Annotated in this window: 23 protein-coding genes; 4 read left to right on the top strand and 19 right to left on the bottom strand. The window is 46.2% G+C overall.

Features of this window, described 5'->3' with window-relative positions; genetic code table 11:
• Positions 1-140: 140 nt before the first annotated feature.
• The gene (locus CP943_RS08760; RefSeq protein WP_095290421.1) at positions 141-620 is read left to right on the top strand and encodes an N-acetyltransferase; all 480 of its coding nucleotides are present in this window, start codon (positions 141-143) and stop codon (positions 618-620) included.
• Positions 621-656: 36 nt separating this feature from the next.
• Here CP943_RS08760 and gerR read toward each other — a convergent pair whose 3' ends face one another.
• From gerR to CP943_RS08745, 3 genes are all read right to left on the bottom strand, one after another.
• Complete coding sequence (gerR, locus tag CP943_RS08755; protein ID WP_023857254.1) at positions 657-1262, bottom strand: sporulation-specific transcriptional regulator GerR; 606 nt, start codon at positions 1260-1262, stop codon at positions 657-659.
• A gap of 147 nt (positions 1263-1409) precedes the next feature.
• A complete protein-coding gene (rpmF, locus tag CP943_RS08750) occupies positions 1410-1583 on the bottom strand; it encodes a 50S ribosomal protein L32 (protein WP_003181522.1) in 174 nt (57 codons plus the stop codon).
• A gap of 23 nt (positions 1584-1606) precedes the next feature.
• Positions 1607-2122, bottom strand: coding sequence for a YceD family protein (locus CP943_RS08745; protein WP_023857255.1), 516 nt, complete (start codon positions 2120-2122; stop codon positions 1607-1609).
• A 218-nt stretch (positions 2123-2340) separates the two neighbouring features.
• On the opposite strand from CP943_RS08745, the gene CP943_RS08740 reads away from it, so the two are divergent.
• Positions 2341-3591, top strand: a complete 1251-nt coding sequence (locus tag CP943_RS08740; RefSeq protein ID WP_105980923.1) for a nucleotidyltransferase — start codon at positions 2341-2343, stop codon at positions 3589-3591.
• 19 nt (positions 3592-3610) lie between these two features.
• Here the strand turns inward: CP943_RS08740 and CP943_RS08735 are convergent, their stop codons facing one another.
• Positions 3611-4633: a SepM family pheromone-processing serine protease gene (locus tag CP943_RS08735; RefSeq protein WP_020451287.1), complete on the bottom strand. Its 1023-nt coding sequence runs from the start codon at positions 4631-4633 to the stop codon at positions 3611-3613.
• A 322-nt stretch (positions 4634-4955) separates the two neighbouring features.
• Between CP943_RS08735 and ylbJ the strand changes: the two genes are divergently transcribed.
• Positions 4956-6176, top strand: coding sequence for a sporulation integral membrane protein YlbJ (gene ylbJ, locus CP943_RS08730; RefSeq protein ID WP_105980922.1), 1221 nt, complete (start codon positions 4956-4958; stop codon positions 6174-6176).
• 8 nt (positions 6177-6184) lie between these two features.
• Here ylbJ and coaD read toward each other — a convergent pair whose 3' ends face one another.
• The 10 genes from coaD to CP943_RS08690 all read right to left on the bottom strand — a co-directional run bounded on the left by coaD (position 6185) and on the right by CP943_RS08690 (position 11064).
• Complete coding sequence (gene coaD / locus CP943_RS08725; RefSeq protein WP_020451285.1) at positions 6185-6679, bottom strand: pantetheine-phosphate adenylyltransferase; 495 nt, start codon at positions 6677-6679, stop codon at positions 6185-6187.
• Entirely contained in the window at positions 6672-7238 is a 567-nt protein-coding gene (rsmD, locus tag CP943_RS08720) for a 16S rRNA (guanine(966)-N(2))-methyltransferase RsmD (RefSeq protein ID WP_020451284.1), read from the bottom strand. Before rsmD ends, coaD begins: the two co-directional genes overlap by 8 nt.
• Before the next feature lie 48 nt (positions 7239-7286).
• On the bottom strand, positions 7287-7421 hold the full coding sequence (locus CP943_RS22820; RefSeq protein WP_256163752.1) for a hypothetical protein: 135 nt from the start codon (positions 7419-7421) through the stop codon (positions 7287-7289).
• Positions 7422-7529: 108 nt separating this feature from the next.
• Complete coding sequence (locus CP943_RS08715) at positions 7530-7802, bottom strand: YlbG family protein (protein WP_009328559.1); 273 nt, start codon at positions 7800-7802, stop codon at positions 7530-7532.
• 70 nt (positions 7803-7872) lie between these two features.
• Positions 7873-8322 (bottom strand): regulatory iron-sulfur-containing complex subunit RicF, encoded by a 450-nt coding sequence (locus CP943_RS08710; protein WP_020451283.1) that lies wholly within the window; start codon positions 8320-8322, stop codon positions 7873-7875.
• A 72-nt stretch (positions 8323-8394) separates the two neighbouring features.
• Positions 8395-8523 carry a hypothetical protein gene (locus CP943_RS22815; RefSeq protein WP_256163750.1) on the bottom strand — a complete coding sequence of 43 codons (129 nt, stop codon included), beginning with the start codon at positions 8521-8523 and terminating at the stop codon, positions 8395-8397.
• A 78-nt stretch (positions 8524-8601) separates the two neighbouring features.
• Positions 8602-8841 (bottom strand): YlbE-like family protein, encoded by a 240-nt coding sequence (locus CP943_RS08705; protein ID WP_020451282.1) that lies wholly within the window; start codon positions 8839-8841, stop codon positions 8602-8604.
• 14 nt (positions 8842-8855) lie between these two features.
• Positions 8856-9254, bottom strand: coding sequence for a YlbD family protein (gene ylbD / locus CP943_RS08700; protein ID WP_020451281.1), 399 nt, complete (start codon positions 9252-9254; stop codon positions 8856-8858).
• A gap of 178 nt (positions 9255-9432) precedes the next feature.
• Entirely contained in the window at positions 9433-10476 is a 1044-nt protein-coding gene (locus CP943_RS08695; protein ID WP_020451280.1) for a CAP domain-containing protein, read from the bottom strand.
• Between the two features lie 141 nt (positions 10477-10617).
• Positions 10618-11064 (bottom strand): CBS domain-containing protein, encoded by a 447-nt coding sequence (locus tag CP943_RS08690; protein ID WP_023857262.1) that lies wholly within the window; start codon positions 11062-11064, stop codon positions 10618-10620.
• Positions 11065-11232: 168 nt separating this feature from the next.
• Here CP943_RS08690 and CP943_RS08685 point away from each other — a divergent pair, with 168 nt between their 5' ends.
• Complete coding sequence (locus CP943_RS08685; RefSeq protein ID WP_020451278.1) at positions 11233-11592, top strand: YugN family protein; 360 nt, start codon at positions 11233-11235, stop codon at positions 11590-11592.
• Between the two features lie 56 nt (positions 11593-11648).
• Here the strand turns inward: CP943_RS08685 and ctaG are convergent, their stop codons facing one another.
• The 5 genes from ctaG to coxB are packed head-to-tail and all read right to left on the bottom strand — an operon-like array spanning position 11649 to position 16506.
• A complete protein-coding gene (ctaG, locus tag CP943_RS08680; RefSeq protein ID WP_025811368.1) occupies positions 11649-12548 on the bottom strand; it encodes a cytochrome c oxidase assembly factor CtaG in 900 nt (299 codons plus the stop codon).
• 34 nt (positions 12549-12582) lie between these two features.
• Positions 12583-12912: a cytochrome c oxidase subunit IVB gene (gene ctaF, locus CP943_RS08675; protein ID WP_020451276.1), complete on the bottom strand. Its 330-nt coding sequence runs from the start codon at positions 12910-12912 to the stop codon at positions 12583-12585.
• Between the two features lie 2 nt (positions 12913-12914).
• Positions 12915-13538 carry a cytochrome c oxidase subunit III gene (gene ctaE, locus CP943_RS08670; RefSeq protein WP_020451275.1) on the bottom strand — a complete coding sequence of 208 codons (624 nt, stop codon included), beginning with the start codon at positions 13536-13538 and terminating at the stop codon, positions 12915-12917.
• Positions 13538-15406, bottom strand: coding sequence for a cytochrome c oxidase subunit I (gene ctaD, locus CP943_RS08665; protein WP_020451274.1), 1869 nt, complete (start codon positions 15404-15406; stop codon positions 13538-13540). Before ctaD ends, ctaE begins: the two co-directional genes overlap by 1 nt.
• 32 nt (positions 15407-15438) lie before the next feature.
• A complete protein-coding gene (coxB, locus tag CP943_RS08660) occupies positions 15439-16506 on the bottom strand; it encodes a cytochrome c oxidase subunit II (protein ID WP_020451273.1) in 1068 nt (355 codons plus the stop codon).
• Positions 16507-16736 lie beyond the last annotated feature (230 nt).

Here is a 16736-nt window from a genome sequence, read left to right as displayed (position 1 = left end):
GAAATTTTCGCCGTTGACTTGTAAGTTGTTTCAAATATTCAGAACCATTTCGCTTCATTATATTAGAAAATTTTTATCATTTGGATTTTTTGAAAAAAGCGTTTACAATAGAAGTAGACCACAAACAAGGGGGTAACATAATGGTCAAAGTCGAACGTTTGCTGATCAATTACAAAACGCTTGAAGAATTTAAAAAGTTCAGGGAGTACGGGATTCAAGAGCTTTCCATGCTGGAGGACCTCGAAAGCAACATGATTGAAAACGACAGCAATTCACCTTTTTACGGCATCTATTACGGGAATCGGCTCGTCGCAAGAATGAGCCTGTATAAAGCGGATGGAAAAACCAACCAATACTTTGAAGAAGGCCAGGATTACCTCGAGCTCTGGAAGCTTGAAGTTTTGCCGGGGTATCAGCGCAACGGCTACGGTACGATGCTGGTGGAGTTCGCCAAATCATTCGGACTCCCGATTCGCACAAGCCCGCGTGTCAAATCATCCGATTTTTGGAGCAAGATGGGCTTTACACCGGTTAAATACGATATGGCCCGGGATAAAGGGGAAAATCCGCTCGTTTGGCATCCTGCGAGCGAACCAAATCAAAGTTCTGAATCAGCCTAAATGAAAAAAGCCGGCCGAAAGCGGATGGCCGGTTTTCTATTTTTCAAGTGGCTCGAGATTTTCATTCGACTCCGGCTGGAGCTTCACCTTTTTGTTTCGTTCGCCTTCCTGAAGAACGACCATTTTTCGGGCTCTCTCCATGATTTCAATCAAGGCTTTATAGTCCTCTTCCGTCAATTCAAGCCGTTTTTTCAGCGATTGATTTTCGCTTCGCAGCTTTTCAACTTCTTGTTTCAGCTCATTGATTTCTTCAGCGAGCTTTTTCTTCTCATCTATAAAGTCTTTTTGAACAGGGGCTTCTTTCAGCTTTTCAAGGTATTGAATAACATCATCGAGCGTCAGATTTTCCGCATTGCTCCCGGAAACCGTTTTGACAGATCCAGGAAGATTCGCAGAATGGACGCCTATTTTTTTGCGCAGCTCTTTACGCTGCTTTTTTGCCAGTTCAATACCTGATTGGTATTGCTTTCTGACAAAGGAATTCCAGCGGAATCCGCAGGCAGCGGCCGTTCTGCTTAAAGCCTTGCCCACTTCTTCAAAGGCTGAAAGCTGTGTGCCGCCTTCCCGAATGTGCCTTAAAACAACCTCAGCCAGCAATATATCTTCATCCTGTGTCCATGCATCCTGCCTTGTAATCGTCAAATGTTATCCCCCTCCATGACTTTATGAATTTACCTCATACATATGCGGCTGATAGAGTAGATAGACTATTTTCTTTACAGGAAATAAAAGGATGAAGGGAATAAAAAAACACAAGACCTGAAGTCTTGTGTTTTTCATTGTTGACGATTAGTTGCTTTTTACGTCTTTTCCTTTGTATGATCCACATGCTTTGCAGACGCGGTGTGAAAGTTTCATCTCACCACAGTTTGGGCATTCTACCATACCAGGCACTTGCAATTTAAAGTGTGTACGACGAAGTCTTTTTTTCGTTTTAGAAGTTCTTCTAAAAGGTACAGCCATTATTCCCACCTCCTTAAAGAGCGTTAAGATTCATCATCTTGTTTTAAGAGCTTCTCGAGTCCGGCAAGTCTCGGATCGATCCGGTCTTTCCGGTCATCTTCTGTAATGACCTGCCAATCCTTGCCCTCCTGCGGAGCACCTTCTTCTTTTTGAACAGACTCACAAAAGATTTGCATAGGGATCTCAAGAAGGATTTCTTCTTTCACGACCGGAGTCAAGTCGATGAGGTCATCCTCAACAATATGGACGTCTTCATCTTCCAATTCCTCGGTCTTATGAAATATAAACAGTTCTTTTGTAGAAATACTGAATGGATAACGAACATCAACAAGCGTTCTTGAGCAAGGCAAGATCATCTCGCCTGAAATGGTAAAATCAAATGCAGCCTGCTTTGAGCGGAATTCCGCGCGCCCTTTCACCCGCACCGGTGAAATGCTGCGTATTTCCGAGCTTTGAGAGAGTTCGCTTAAATCAACTGTTTCATCAAATTCAAAGTCTTTCTTCGGCATTTGATTCAACTGATGTATCGTCCATTTCATTGTATCACCTCTAAGTGAGCAACAAACATGATTATAGCTTTCATCATGTTTTTTGTCAATATTTTTTCTTTACAGATATGCGCCTGCGCTTTTCATTCGTTGACATTGTGAACAACAATTCATACACTTAGAAAAAATGCTGTTTTTCGCTAGGCGTCTGGACATTCCATGTGTAAATGTATCATAACTATTTCAAGAGATGCAAGAGAGGTGAAAAAATGAAAGCGGTCGGCCTTGTTGTGGAATACAACCCTTTTCATAACGGACATTTATATCATATAAAGGAAGCAAAATCGGAAACCCGGAGCGAGGTGGCGGTTGCCGTTATGAGCGGCTCCTTTTTGCAGCGCGGCGAACCCGCCATCGTCTCAAAGTGGGCGCGAACGAAGATGGCGCTCGCATCTTTTGCCGATGTCGTCGTTGAACTTCCTTACATATTCGCTGTTCAAAAAGCGGAAACGTTTGCTGAAGGCGCCGTCGCGATTTTAAATGAGTTAGGGTGTGCTTCTTTGTTTTTCGGAAGCGAGCACGGCGATATTGAGGCGTTTCTCAATACAGCCGCACATACGATAGAGCACGAAGACGGGCTCAACGAAGAAGCAAAAAAACAAATAGCGTTTGGGCTGAGCTACCCGCAAGCGATGGCAAAGGCGTTCCGGGCTGTAACCGGAGACGGCAGAAACATTGTTGACCTTTCAAAGCCGAACAACATACTCGGATTCCATTATGTGAAAGCCATCGTGCAAAAGCAATTGAGCATGAAGCCTGAAACCGTCAAGCGCCGATCCTCGGGCTATCACGATTCGGCCTTCCCGGAAGCGGACCGAATCGCAAGCGCCACAAGCATACGCAAATCGATCTTTGAAACGGGAAGCCTCGCGAACAGCCGCTTCTACCTTCCAAAGCCATCGATCGACGAGCTTGATGAATACGCCCGGACTTTCGGCATGTGGCACTCGCCCGAAGATTATTTCCCCTTTTTGAAATACAGCCTCCATACAATGGATACAGAAGAGCTGAAAGGGATTTATGAAGTGGAAGAAGGACTTGAGCACCGCGCCAAAAAAGCGATCCGAAAAGCAGGCTCATTTAAGGAATACATGGAGCTTTTGAAAACGAAGCGCTATACATGGACAAGGCTGCAGCGCATGAACACCCATATCCTCACAAAAACGAAGAAAGCCGACGTCAAGCGCATGTTAAGCGAACCGTATCCGGCATACATCAGACTTCTCGGCATGACAAAAAAAGGACAGGCCTATTTAGCGGAAAAGAAAAAAAGCTTGAGCGTACCCCTTATTACAAAGACGGGATCTTTTTCCCACCCTTCCCTTCAGCTCGACATAAAAGCGGGTCAAGTATACAGCGCCCCGCTCAAAGAGCCGGGGCGGACGATGCTGACAGAGCAGGAATATTCCCTTTCGCCGATCAGGTATGACGAAGACAGCCGGATATTTTTGCGCAAATAAAACCGCCTGATGTTGCTCATCAGGCGGTTTTCACTTTATCTTCCAAATAATGAATCGCATCATCCATCGTGTCGACAGGGACGATTTTCATATCGGTTTTAATATCTTTTGCCGTTTTGACCGCTTCTTCGTAGTTAGATCCTTTTTTTCCGCCTTCGTTCGGAGCAAAAAAGATGTCGGCTCCCGCCTTATCTGCGGCAACGACTTTCTGGCTGATGCCGCCGATCGGACCGACTTTGCCTTCGTCATCGATCGTTCCGGTTCCCGCAATATGGTGTCCTTTCGTCTCGTCTTCTTTTGTCAGCTGATTATAGATCTCCATTGACATCATCAGCCCCGCCGAAGGACCGCCGATGTTTTCAATGTCCATATCGACCTCCGGCTTCACCTTGACATTGCGGTCTGTGATGAGGGATACGCCAAGCCCGGCTCTCTTCGGATCTTCTTTAAATGTTTTCAGCTTCATCTCATATGTTTTTTCTTCTTTATCCCGTTCAACTACGATTTTCACGGGGTCTCCGGCTTTTTTTGATTCGATGTAGCGGACGAAGCTCTCCGCTGAACGGAACGTTTTTCCGTCAGCTTTTTTAATTTTGTCTCCGACTTGTATTTTTCCTTCTGCAGGCATGCCGCTGACGACCGTCATGGCATATACGCCGTTAAACGTGTAGCTGACTTCTTTTCCGGCCCGCTTATAAGCGGCGATCATCGCATTTTCCTGGGAATCTCTCATCATTTGCAGCTGGCGCTTCATATATTCCTGATCAGATTCGCCTTCTTGTTTGAAATTTTCTTCCGGAAGAATTTCGTGATAAGGGCGCACTTTTGCCCACATGTATGTAAGCGGATTTGCAGGGCCGACTTTCACTGTCATTAAAGAAAAGCTCCCTTTTTCAGGATAGCCGTTATCAACTTTAATTAAAGGTTTCAGCTCAGTCGCTTCGCCGGGTTCTGTAATGTAATAAGGCAGCTTCACAAATGACAGCGCGGCCGTGATGATAACGATCAGTAATGCGATGCGTATAATTCTTTTTTTCAGCATGTATATGTAACCCTCCATCTTTATTTTCACCGGCTCACATCTTCGGTCCGGTTCCAAATTTTCAGCCTGCATGAATTCACAGATGTATGCCATACCTTCTATTGATGCTTATTAAGGAGAAGGGCTTCAGCAAGTCTCAAGCAGCTTCCGGTTCATTTGTATCGCCGATCTGCAATCTGGTGGTCTAAAATGAGGACCAGCCTTCGTATAATGATAAAGAAGTTTCACGGAGAAGGCTTCCGCACAAATCGGGCAAGCTTTTCGTTTATTTTATCATGATCCTGTTTCCAATGTGTATTCACAGCCGCAAAGGGGGTTAGAAATGGACATGTCAAAGGTAAAGACACTTATGATTGCCGTTTTGCTGCTTTCGTTTACAGCCGCCGTCATCACCCATCCGCAAGAATCATTTGACGCTTCTAAAAGTGGACTTGCCATGTGGTGGGAGGTCGTATTCCCTTCCCTTTTGCCTTTTTTTATTTTATCAGAGCTCTTGATCGGATTTGGTGTCGTCAGGTTTGTCGGGCTGCTGCTAGAGCCTTTCATGAGACCGGTGTTCCGCGTTCCCGGCGTCGGAGGGTTCGTGCTTGCGATGGGAATGGCATCAGGAAATCCGGCCGGTGCAAAACTGACTTCAAGGCTGAGACAAGAGCGGCAGATTTCACGGGTCGAAGCAGAGCGGCTCGCTTCGTTCACCAACTCATCTAACCCGCTGTTTATTTTCGGAGCCGTTGCGGTCGGCTTTTTCCATAATCCTTCTCTCGGCGTCGTGCTTGCGGCAGCCCATTATTTGGGCAATTTCGCAGTCGGGTTGACGATGCGTACTTACGGAAGAAAAGAAGAGAACCGCACCGCTGTGCGAAAGAAGCTTCCTTTGCCTTCTATTAAAGAAGCCTTAAAAGCGCTCCATCAGGCAAGACTTGAAGAAAAGCGGCCGCTCGGCAAACTTTTGAGCGATGCTGTCATCTCTTCTGTCCAAACGCTGTTAATGGTGGGCGGCTTCATCATTCTTTTTTCGGTTTTTAATAACATTCTTTCTGTGATGCACATCACCGACATTCTTTCGCACGCCACACGAATGATTTTGACTGCTCTTCAATTCCCTGGTGATTTTGATAAACCGTTATTATCGGGATTGTTTGAAATTACGCTCGGCAGCAAACTGGTCAGTGCCACGGATGCGGTGCTTCTCCAGCAAGCGGTGATTGTCAGCTTTATTTTGGGTTTCAGCGGCTTCTGCGTTCAGGCGCAGGTTGCAGGCATTCTTGCTGAAACCGATATTCGCTTTAAGCCGTTTTTTATCGCCCGCATCCTCCAGGGCATTTATGCAGCGATCTTTGTTCTTATTCTTTGGAAGCCTCTTTATACATCGTTCTATTCTCCGACGGAGCCGGCCTTCTCCTTTCTGACGGCCGGGAAAACGGAATCTTTCTTTCTGCAGATGTGGAACGCGTTGGCAGAGATTGGTCCGCTCCTTACGATCGGCACCCTTCTCATTTACAGCATTCTTTATGCCAAGTCTTACGCCCCTGCTAAAAAATGAGCAGCCGATTACGGCCGCTCATTTTTTGCAAACTTTTTTTCAAGTGCAGCCTCGACCGCTTCCGGCACGAGTTCTGCGACTGAACCTTTATATTTTGCCACTTCTTTGACAATGCTTGAACTAAGGAATGAGTATTGGTTATTCGTCATCATAAAAAACGTTTCAATATTTTCATCAAGCACTTTGTTCATAGAGGTTCCCTGCATCTCGTATTCAAAGTCAGATACCGCTCTAAGCCCTCGCAGGATGACGTTCGCCTGCTTGCTCTTTGCATAATCAATCAATAGCCCCTGGAAAGATTCCACTTGCACATTCGGGATATCCTTCGTCACTTCGCGAAGCAGCCCACAGCGTTCTTCCACCGTAAACAGCGGCTTTTTCGAAGAATTGTTCAAGACGCATACATACACTTTGTCAAACACTTTCGCCCCGCGCCTGATGATATCCAAATGTCCAAAAGTCACCGGATCAAAACTTCCGGGACAAACGGCAATGCTAGCCATCCCCATTCCCTCTCTTTCTGTATATGGTCACGCCTGTTAAGCCGTATATTTCCTGACGGGCAAGCTGAAGTCCGCCCGCCTCGGTCGGAAGGATAACTTCCTTCCCATGCTCAGCTACAATAAAACCTCTGTCAGTCAGCATATCCGCTTCATCAATCTTCGATAAAAGCGCTTCCAGCTTTTGTTCTCGATATGGCGGGTCCAAAAAGACGGCGTCAAAGCTTGCGCCCCTTTTCACCAGCGCATGGAGAGCCCGTTCAGCGTCATTCCTGTATACCTCGGCCCGTTTTTCCAAGCCCAGTGTTTTCAAATTGCCTTTTACGGTTTGAATCGCTTTAAAATCACGGTCGACAAAAATGAAGCGGTCAAACCCCCGCGACAGCGCTTCAATCCCCAATCCGCCGCTTCCCGCGTACAGATCAAGACCCGTGCCGCCTTCAAAATACGGGCCGATCATATTAAAGATGGATTCCTTTACTTTATCAGTCGTCGGCCTTGTCGACGTGCCGGGAACCGCTTTTAAGGCACGTCCCTTATACGTCCCAGAAATCACTCTCATACTTCCACCACTTTTTCTTAAAACTCGAAAAAAATCATTCCTATCTTATCATAAAGTGTTTTCTGGCACAAACACCCAAAGTACAAATTCATATGTATAGCAAAAAGGCTCAGTGGTGATAATAATAGCAACAGCATCGATTGATGTTGTTGCCAACCGCGGAGAAGACTTACGTTTCCCCATAAGTTCTTCCTCCGGTTTCTCCTCTCCCTTTGCCTTCTCCTTGATTTTTAAGGAATAGAAGGACCCCGCAGAGGTATTTCTGCGGGGATTTTTTTAAAATAAAGCAAGTTAGAGCCCGGCTTTATAGTCGTATTCTTTCGCTTTATCCTGCTTGGATTCAAACTCCATTTTCAAGAACGGTTTGTATGAAAGATCCACCTGTTTGACAAAAGAGTACGAACGTATTTTTGCGATGATTCTTTCGGCATCTTCCATATTGCAATAAACCACTACATATTTCAGCCGCTTTGAAACGTAATGAACATTTCCGAATTTCCTGAGCATTTTCGCCTGCTTCAAGGAGTGCAGCCAAACGATTAAGCCTTGACGCCTGATTTCCAAATTGTTCACCTGCCTGTCGCTCTGTGCATGAAGTTCTAAAAAAAACGAGACTCGGGGCGACCGAGCCTCATCAGGAAACTTTACAGCCGCAGCTTCCGCCTGACCCGCAGCCGCCGCCGCAAGATGAAAGATTATCAAAATAAGGGTTTCCAGTCGGTACTTTGATATGTTTTGATACAGCCTGACCGATTTCCACGCTGACTTCATCTAGGATAGATTGCAGCTCGGTTTCCGCCTTTTTAAATTCGGCTACTGTATCGTGAAGGTCAAGCTCCCGTTTGATTTCCCTCATTTTCTTGGATATCTCTTTATAATCAGGATGATACTTGCCAAAGCGCTGCACATCCTCATACTGTTCTTTTATTTTCGTAAACGAAGCGATAATACGTCCGGCCTCTTCATCTTCGCGGAGACGCTTGTAGCATTTTCTGTAATGTTCAGCCGCCTCTGATTGAAGAATCATGTTGGCCAAATCATATGCTTCATTTTGAAGCCGCAACGATTCCATTGTGGCAAACATAGACATGCACCTCCAGCTATAGTGTATCACAAAACAGCCGTTTTCAAAAATGTCTGTGCCGCCTCCAAACTATTATTTTCCAAAAACTTCGCTTGCACAAGCTGCATCGCGCCATTCTGAAACGCCCTTGGGTTTTGGTTTATGGGTGGCGCAGCCGGCCAGCAAGAGGCACAACATGATTACAAGCCAGCACTTTTTCATCACAGATCAACTCCTTTACACCTAGCTTTGCCAGAATGACGCGATTTATCATCATAAAAAAAAGACTCAGGCTTTAAATTAATCCTGAGTGCGCATCGCATGAAACATTTGAAGCATCATCTGGGCCATCTGAATGCCGCCCGATAGCTGGTTGACCCTGTGAGGAATCGTTTTTTCATAAAAGTTCATCATATCGAGATGAAAGGCTGACAAGTCATTCGGATTCCGCGAAAGCTTGCGGTACCAGACCGGCTGCTCACGGATGAACCGGCGGCGCTCTTCATCAGCGAACACATACTCTTGCACTTCTTTACGCATGTCTGACTCCTTCCCTAATCTTTTCGGAAAGAAAACGGATGCTCGCCGCCGCTTTGATTCTGCTGTTTTTGGCTTCCGCCCGAAAACTGGCTGAGCAAGCTTTGCAGCGAAGAAATAGACTGGCTCATTTTATTGATCTGCTCATTCATTTGATTGGCATCCATCTTTCGGACGGCCGTCACCATTTTTGAAATGAAATCGTTTTTGCCGCCAGCAGAAGGCTCCTTTTCTGCCGAAGCTTCTTTTTCCCTGTACGGATCCCAAATCGAATCGTCTTCCCCGAGCAAAACCCAGTTTTCATATACTTCCTGCCAGCTTTTTTCTTGTTTCCGGACTTCGGAAATCAACTTAGGATGCCGTTTAATAAATTGCTTAAATTCATCAATGGATGATTGCGCGTTTTGATTTGCCAACGTCTACACCCCCTCCGAAAACATATGCCTGCTATAGTGTAATCCGCCCCGGCAAAATGTGTTCGCCTAAAAATTCCTCTTTTTATAGGAGTCCGTGCGGAAGAGTGAGCAGCAGACCAAACATTAAAAGTTTCATGGTTTTCTCTAAAAACTAAAAACCCGGGTATGATCCCGGGCTCTAGTGCCATTCTTTAATAAAGTTCTGCGTATAATATTTCTCGTCCACCCCGACTCCGAGATGAGTATAGTCGGCATTTAACAGCGCTTTTCTGTGTCCTTCGCTGTTTAACCAGCCTTCAACCGCCGCAGGCCCGTCGACATAGTTGAGCGCGATATTTTCCCCCGCCTGCTCAAAGTTCACTTTCCCTTTTTCCAGCCTGTCTTTGAGCGTGCCTTCTGTTTCTGACACATGGGAGAAATAATGGTGCTCTTTCATGTCGCTGCTGTGGCCGTATGCCACTTTTGATACGCCTTCATCCCAAGAGAGCTGGGAAAGACCGTGTCTTGCGCGGATGACATTCGTCAAATCAAAGATCTGCTTCTCATTTGCTTTCTCGATTTTTTTCCAATCCGATTCTGTCAATGCTTGAGGTTCGATCAGGGTGCCTCTGTAGACAACTTCATACGGCCTTTGCTTGATGAAAGTCGGCGCATCAAATGCCCTGATGCTTGACAGCGTCCCCTCGAATTTATCCATATACAGCTGAACATAAATGTCTCCGACTTTCACCGTCGGCCTTGTATTCATGTCTTCCTCAGAAAACTCAAAACGGTATGAACTGCCTTTATATTGAACATTGACATACGGGGCGATCTGGGCGGTTTTGAAAACTTCCCTTGACGGCCGTCCAATTTTAAACGGAGCGGTGTTCAACCCGTCGCCTGTCGCAAACAATGTCACGGCCTTGCCGCCAAGCAAGCCGATTTGAACGTACTGTTTTGCCCCTTGGCTATAGACCCACCATTCATAATCATATGCTGAAGGATCGACCCTGTCCGGTTTCCCCAGTTTCTTTTCGATCGTCTCAGCCGACTCTCCGATAAAAGAAAGCAAGCCGGAATCGGGAATGTTCAAGGATTTCTCTTTTTTCGCATCCTCGTTTGAGACTTGCGGCTTGTCTTCCTTCACAATTTTCTCAGGTGTTGAACCGTATTGAATAAACAGGGTGTATGAAGCCGCAACGATGAGAAGGATCACAATCGCTCTTAATATATTTTTCAAACTTTCACCTCCGACTGACGGATCAATCTATCCATAAAACGGCGCACCGCATCAAAAACTTGCCTTTAGTGTCATTTAAACAGAACTGACATGAATTTTCAATGATAATACAGCCTATTAAGATGTGCGACAAAATATGTTTTAATGAAGAAAATCTCCAGGCCTCTCTTCGTTTTCCGATATAAATGTCAGCGCGTCGCCAGCCTGCCGGTTTGATTTTTTGTGGGTTGAAACATCGCCTAGCGTAATGATGCCCGCAAGCGTCTTTCCCCGTGTAACCGGGACCCTCCTGATCTGATAATCTCCCATGAGATCAACCGCTTTTTCAATTGAATCGTCTTCACTTACCGTAATGAGATCCGTCGTCATGACATTTGTAATTTTTTGCGAATTTGGTTTTTTAACGGCGATCCCCCGCAGCACCAAATCCCGGTCAGTAACGATCCCAACCAGTTCCAAACCGTCATCAAGCACAACCGGAATCGCTCCGACATTTCCGTCTTTCATTTTCACGGCAGCCTCGTACACATTATCAAGAACTGTACAATATAATATTTCCTTTGTCATAATATCTTTCACACGTGTCAATCAGAAGACCTCCTCTTGTCTTTCGTTTGTTCATATTGTCGTCAAGCCGCCCGCGATTCATACTGTTCACAAAAATATTTATATATCGGCTAAAGCCAGGATTGAAAGTTTAACGCTTTCATACTATGATTGTCAGTAAAGGTAATTTTTTAAAGGGGGTTTTACGGGATGAAATTTGAAGAATCCGGTATCGAAGGCTTGACTGCTGACCTTAACCGGTTAGACGACATCATGGAAAACGAAGGGTTCGTAAGAGCTGGCCAATGGGATTATGAACGCGTCACATATGACCGCAAATTCGATATGGTGGAAGGCAGGTACTACCTCCGCGTGTTCGGATATGCCGTCGAAGGCGATGTGGGCGCCCGGCGCGCGGTCATCAAACTGATGACACCGCTTCTGGGCAAATATTATTATCCGCATGGAGTGGAATACGGTGAAAACGAACATTTCCCGCCGCAGCTCCTCAAAACAAGCAAGACGGTGCTGAATTCAATCAAAGAAAAAGTTTCAGCGCTTGAAGTGTAGCAGACGTACATAAAAAGGGTACAGCCCCTCTGATGAGGCTGTACCCTTTTTTCATCTTAATGAACCGTAGACGGCGAGTATCGTTCTTCTTCCAGTTCTTTTTCGTCTTTGGCTCTTTCCTTCCTCGCCCATCCGAAAAAGATAATCGCCAAAAATGTCCCGTACACGATTTCCTGTAAGATTTTCATGACGATCGCGCCAAGCTGCTGATCTTCCAGAACAGGCATGCTGCTGAACATTTCCGGACCTGTAAGCGTCATTCCGCTCAGCGTATCGAGAGGAACGCACAGTTTCATTGCCTCCGCCCATGCGGAAGGATCTGAATATGTCGAATACAGGGTCGTATCGCTGAACATGATCAGCGCGCACGCCGGTGTCAGCAAAATGCCGTCAGCCATAATGTAGCCGAGTTTCAAAAGTCCGTTCATTTGCGGAAGCTCCTCGACCTTGTGAACGAGCGGCCACCACATGAAAAACGCCGCAATGAAGATCAGCACCGTAATGACGGCATGATAAACGGCATCTGTCTTAATAAAATCAAACACCAAAGGAATGTGATACATCGAAAATAAACCGTTAAACACGATAATCGCGATCAATGGTTTTGAAAAAAACCGGAACAGCGGCTTGACGACCGGCAGAAAAATGACCTTTTTCCAAAACCAAGGCGGTATGCCAAGGATGATCAAAGGCGGTACGATCAAATACAAAACCGCCATTTGCGCCATATGCGCGCTGAACATAATATGTCCCAGCAAATCAATCGGACTGCCTTTAGACGCGTATAAAAGAAACATCGCTGTCACGAATAAACCGATTTCTTTCCTGGATGCCCGCTCTTCTTCTGATCCAAATCGTTTCATCAGAAAAAAGTAAAGGACGGTTATGAAAACGACAGCCCCTAGGAAATAGGGGCTCCACAGGGCGCGAAAACCGAATATTTCAAGGCTGCCCAACATGAGGCATCCTCCTTTCTGTATGTCGGTTCGATTACCACCAGATAAGCGTCACAAAAGCCAAAACGGTAACAAAAGCGACCAAAACGCCCGAATAAAGGAACAAAGTCGGCGCTTCATGCCCCCGCTGACTCATATGCATGAAGTAGTACAGCTGAAATGCAACCTGAATAACGGCCAGCAGCAGAATGAACGGCACCGTAAACCATACGCCTGCATCTGAGGCGACCGTTAAAAAAGCGACAAGGGTCAAGCCGATCATCAAACCGAATGAAATAACCTGATATCTCATGTCCTCCGCGTTTTTCTTTTTGCGGTAGGCAAGATCTGTTTTGGGATTCCCTCTGTTTTCGTTATTCACCATTTTTATCCCACCATCCCCATCAAGTATACAACGGTAAAGATAAACACCCAGACAACGTCGATAAAATGCCAATAGAGGCTTGCGACAAAAAACTTCGGCGCGTTGTAAAGGCTTAATCCGCGGCGCGCATTTCTGATCATCAAAGAAAGAATCCAGAGCAGCCCGAACGTAACGTGCGCACCGTGCGTGCCGACTAGCGTATAAAAAGCGGAGCCGAGAGCCGAGCTTTGAATGGTGAACCCATATTCGTGAATATAATGGGTGAATTCATATATTTCAAGCGCCAGGAAGCCTGCACCGAGCAGAACAGTGATTCCGAGCCAAACCTGCATCTTTTTAAAAGCAAAGTTCTTCATATGATACATGGCATATACGCTCGTTAAACTGCTCGTTAAAAGGAGCATTGTCGCCAGAAAGACCAGCCCCATGTCAAACATCTCAGTCGTTTTCGGCCCTCCTGCATTTGAATTCTTCAGCGCAAGGTATGTTGCGAAGAGAGACGCGAAAAGAACCGTCTCTCCTCCGAGAAATAGCCAAAAGCCGATAAACTTATTTTTTCCTTCTAATGTAGCTTTTTCAGGAGAAGCCGGGAAGGTTTCAGCCGTTAATTTCTCTTCTGTATGCATTATGCCTTCACCCCTTTGTCGTCATCATCCATCAGTTCTTCTTTATGAATATGATACCCGTGGTCATCAATTACAGACCGGAGAAGCATCATAAATAATGTGATTCCTAATCCAATCAGAATGACAGGCAGCCCCCAGGCAAATTCCGTCCGGTACATGAAGCCGAAAGCGGATATAAACAGCCCGAGTGACATGATGAACGGGAGAATCGATCCGTTTGGCATATGGACGTCCTGAAGCGGCTCCGCGGCGGTCATTGACTGCTTGCCGGCTCTTTTTTCGATCCATAAAGCATCAAGGCCTCTGACCAGAGGCAGCTGTTTAAAGTTGTATTCAGGAGGCGGTGAAGAAACGGCCCACTCAAGCGTTCTTCCGTCATGCCAAGGATCGCTGCCGACTTTTTCCCCTTTGGCAGTCGTCACGATAATATTGATCACGAGTATGATGACAGCAGCCGCCATAAACACAGCTCCGATTGAACTGATTAAGTTCGCCATGTCAAATCCCTGATTCGGCAAGTATGTGAACACGCGTCTCGGCATTCCCCACAACCCGAGCCAATGCTGGATGAAGAAAGTCAGATGGAACCCGATGAAAAAGAGCACAAATGTTATTTTGCCCAACGCTTCGCTCAGCATTTTCCCGAACATTTTCGGCCACCAGTAATGAGCGCCGGCGAGGATGGCAAACACCACTCCGCCGATGATGACGTAATGGAAGTGAGCCACGACAAAGTACGTGTCGTGGAACTGATAGTCAGCCGGTGCAGCAGCAAGCATGACACCTGTCACCCCGCCCATGACAAACGACGGGATAAAAGAAATCGCATAAAGCATCGGCGTTGTAAACTTAATGCTCCCGCCCCAAGCCGTGAGCAGCCAGTTGAAGATTTTAATTCCGGTCGGGACGGCAATGGCCATCGTCGCCACCGCAAAAATGGCGTTCGCCACAGGCCCGAGTCCCGTTGTAAACATATGGTGGGCCCAAACCATGAAGCCTAAAAAGCCGATCAATACGGTCGCAAATACCATTGAAGAATAACCGAACAGCCTTTTTCTCGCAAAAACCGGAATGATTTCCGAAAAGATTCCGAACGCCGGGAGTACGAGAATATAAACTTCAGGGTGTCCGAAGATCCAGAACAGATGCTCCCAAATGATCGTATTACCGCCTAATTCCGGATTGAAAAAGCTCGTTCCGAACAACCGGTCCAGCATCAAGAGCGCGATGCCTACGGTCAGCGGCGGGAACGCGAATAAAATCAAAGCCGAAGCGACGAATGTCGTCCATGTGAAAAGCGGCAGCCTCATGTATGTCATGCCCGGCGCCCTCATATTGATAATCGTCGCGAGAAAGTTAATTCCGGCAATCAGCGTACCGATCCCGGCAATTTGCAGACCGAGAACATAGAAATCGATCCCGTGCCCTTCGGAATGAAGGGAAAGCGACGCGTAAGACGTCCAGCCGGCATCGGGTGCCCCTCCCAAAAACCAGCTTAAATTCAGAAAGATGCCGCCGAAAAGGAACAGCCAGAAGCCGAGCGAGTTCAAAAATGGAAACGCAACATCCCTCGCGCCTATCTGCAGCGGAACGACGGCATTCATCAGTGCGAACAAAAGCGGCATCGCTGCCAGGAAAATCATCGTTGTACCGTGCATCGTCATGATCTCATTGTAGACTCCGCCGCTCATGATGTCATTGTTCGGTATCATCAGCTGAACCCTGATCAGCATCGCTTCGATTCCGCCGAGCACAAAGAAGAACCCGCCGCCCAGCAAATAAAGGATGGCAATCTTTTTATGATCGACAGTCGTTAAATAGTCCCATAATACAGCCCCAAAACCTTGCTTTTTCTTAAGCGTACTCACAATGTAACCTCCCTCATTCTCCCTTTGAAGCGTTAGTCTTCCGTTTTTAACCCCTTTAAATATTCAGTCAGTGCATCAAGTTCCTTGTCGCTCAAATCAGGGTATGTGCCGGTCATTTTGTTGCCCGGTTTTATGCTTTCAGGATCCTTGAGCCACGCTCTCAAGTTTTCATCGCTGAATTCCTTCACACCGGCGATCGTCGACCGGTCTCCAAAAGTCGCGAGGTTCGGAGCCGTTCTGGCCGCTTCCGCCCTTTGGTCTTTTGAATCGGTCGCATGACAGCTCAGGCAGTTTTTCTCTTTGAACACTTTTTCTCCTTCAACAGCGAGATCGGTTTTCGCCCCCGCTTTATAGTTTTCCATATCGCTCATCCATTCCTTGAACTCATCCTTCGAAACCGCTTTAACTTTAAAGTCCATTAAAGCATGGGAAGGTCCGCAGAGCTCGGCGCATTTCCCGTAGAAATAGTCTCCGGCTTTTTCAGCGCGTTTTGAATCGAACGTTAAGAAGAATTTGTTTTCATTGTCTGTGTTCGTATCAATCTTACCCCCGACTGAAGGAACCCAGAATGAATGTTTGACATCGGAAGCTTTCAGCTTAAAGTAAACGCGTTCATCGGTCGGCACGACCAGCTCCTGGCTCGTCACCACGCCGTAGTCAGGATATTCGAATTCCCACCAGTAAAGGTTCGCCCGGACATTGACGACCAGCGCCTTCTCCGGATCCCTGTTTTTCTTATCCATCGGTTTTGTATCAGCAAGATCAAAGGTCTGTGCGACAACAGGAACAACCAGGATAAGAAGGAGAAGAATTGGAATAACAGTCCATAAAATTTCTAAATTGCGGTTTCCTTCAACCTGTTTCGGGATGTGGTCATCACCGAGCTTAGATCTTCTGTACCTGACGATGACAAATACGAAAATGAAACTTACCACCACTACAACAACAACCATGATCAGCGTGCTGAGAATCATTAGGAAATACTGCTGATCAGCCACCTCGCCCGCCGGCTGCAGCGTTGATATGAACGGTTCTCCGCACCCTGCTAAAACGAGCGCCAAAATAGTGAACAGCGACATCAGACGCCATTTCTTTAACATTTCTTCCCAACCCCTTTTCAATCAATCCTTTTGAAACTTTCACTGTTCAAACGTTTATAGGACACCTATTCATTCATCTGACTCCCCACTTAAATTAAAGCACTTACATTTCCTCATTTCTTAAATAATGAGGTTTTTTACTCAAAATACCATCTATGTATGAACGTAAAGCCGCCTTGTTAAACATAATCGAAAAAAATCGATAAGGCGGCTTTTACATGATTGTTGTC

It is taken from the genome of Bacillus paralicheniformis (assembly GCF_002993925.1).
GTDB classification, from domain to species: Bacteria; Bacillota; Bacilli; order Bacillales; family Bacillaceae; genus Bacillus; species Bacillus paralicheniformis.
The sequence above is the reverse complement of the archived record's forward strand: the minus strand, read 5'-3'. Positions and strand labels throughout refer to the sequence as shown.